Genomic DNA, 2,140 nt, shown 5'->3' on the forward strand with positions numbered 1-2,140 from the left:
CATCGGATGAGGCGCGAATGCGCTTCACGACCGACGACATTGACCACCTGGAAAACAAGCGTGTTCGCTCCGTAGGAGAGCTGCTCTACTCGCAGCTTCGTATGGGCTTTTTGCGCATGGAGAAAGTGGCCAAGGAGCGCATGACCCAGTACGACGCGGAAAATATTATTCCCCAGGTCGTGCTCTCGGTCAAGCCGGTGAGTGCCGCGATCAAGAGCTTCTTTGGCTCCTCGCAGCTCTCGCAGTTCATGGACCAGACCAACCCCCTGGCCGAGCTCACCCACAAGCGCCGTCTCTCAGCGCTTGGACCCGGTGGTCTCTCCCGTCAGAGCGCTAAGCTGGAAGTCCGTGACGTTCACCACTCGCACTACGGTCGTATCTGTCCGATTGAGACCCCAGAAGGGCCTAACATTGGTCTAATCGGCTCGCTTGCCGTGCATGCTCGTGTGGATCCGTTTGGGTTTATCGAGACACCGTACCGTCGTGTTATCGGCGGAAAGGTCAGCCGCGAGCTGGACTGGTTGCCCGCCGACAACGAGCACCACTACCATATCTGTCCGGCGAGTGTTCGCCTTGCAGAAGATGGCAGCTTCACGACGACCCTGGTGCAGGTGCGCCACAACCATGAGTATCCCTATGTGCCCTCCAAAGAGGTGCAGTACATGGATGTCTCGCCCCAGCAGCTTGTCTCGGTTGGTACGTCGCTGATTCCGTTCCTGGAAAACGACGACGCTAACCGTGCGCTGATGGGCGCAAACATGCAGCGCCAGGCGGTTCCTACGCTGCGTCCCGATGCACCTCTGGTCAAGACGGGAATGGAGCGGCGTGCTGCTCTGGACTCCGGCGCGATCATTGTCGCCAAGCGCGGCGGTCGGGTCAAGAAAGTCACCAGTGAAGAGATTATTATCGAGACCCGCGAGGGCAAGATTGATCGCTACTGGCTGCTGAACATGATCCGCTCCAACCAGGCCACCTGTATCACGCAACGCCCCATCGTCGAGCCGGGCCAGCGCGTCAAGCAGGGCCAGGTACTTGCCGATGGCCCCTGTACCGATGGCGGCGAGCTGGCACTGGGACAGAACGTCTTAGTCGCCTTCATGCCCTGGAACGGCTACAACTACGAGGACGCGATCCTGCTTTCTCGCCGTATGGTCCGCGACGATGTCTACACCTCGATTCATATTGAAAAGTATGAGCTGGAGGCACGTGACACCAAGCTAGGACCCGAAGAGATGACCCGTGACATTCCCAATGTCGGGGAAGATGCTCTGAAGGACTTAGACGAAGAGGGGATTATTCGCATTGGGGCAGAAGTCCGAAGCGATGATATTCTCATCGGAAAAGTCGCGCCTAAGGGCCAGGGAGAGCTGACGGCAGAAGAGCGCCTGATTATCGCCATCTTCGGTAAAAAAGCGGAAGAGACCCGCGATGTCTCGCTGCGCGTCCCGCACGGTGAAAAGGGCAAGATTGTTGATATCAAGGTGTTCTCGCGCTACAAGTACAAGGATGCCAGCGGTAATATCTTCAACTTCTCCAAGCGCCCTGACTCTCTGGAGTCGCCCTACGATGGCAGTGAGCTGGAGCGTCTGACGCCCGACGAGCTGCAAGCAGGGGTCAACAAGCTAGTTCGTGTCTATATCGCACAAAAGCGTAAGATCATGGAAGGCGACAAGATGGCGGGACGTCACGGCAACAAAGGTGTGGTCTCTAAGATCATGCCCGAGGAGAACATGCCGTTCTTGCCGGATGGCACTCCTGTAGACATCGTTCTCAACCCGCTGGGTGTGCCTAGCCGTATGAACATCGGTCAGATCATGGAAACTCACCTTGGGCTGGCGGCTCGTGAGTTCGGTGTCCAGTTTGTGGAGCCGATCTTTGAGGGCTCTAACGAAGAGGAGATTCTCGGTGAGATGAACCGCTTCGGCGAGAAGCGCCGCCGCGAGATGCTGATGCACTACGTCAAGAGTGATCTGCAGCTCTCGGTAGACTTCCCGGAAGTGAGTGAGGGTGGACAGAACCTTGAGGATCTCCTCGGGCCTCTGGAGGCCGCACTTCGTGACCTGGATGCTGAGACCCTGGAGCGCGTTTCCGCGACCCTAATGGGACAGGAAGTCATCGAGAGCATTCCCGCAGACTTCCC

The 2,140-nt window shown here is 57.7% G+C and carries 1 protein-coding gene; it reads left to right on the forward strand.

Translation table 11 applies throughout. The features are described 5' to 3' along the window. On the forward strand, window positions 1–2,140 hold a 2,140-nt coding region (rpoB, locus tag RMO15_RS09700), incomplete at both ends, for a DNA-directed RNA polymerase subunit beta (protein ID WP_309711256.1).

The sequence above is a fragment of the Armatimonas sp. genome (assembly GCF_031410135.1).
GTDB lineage: Bacteria > Armatimonadota > Armatimonadia > Armatimonadales > Armatimonadaceae > Armatimonas.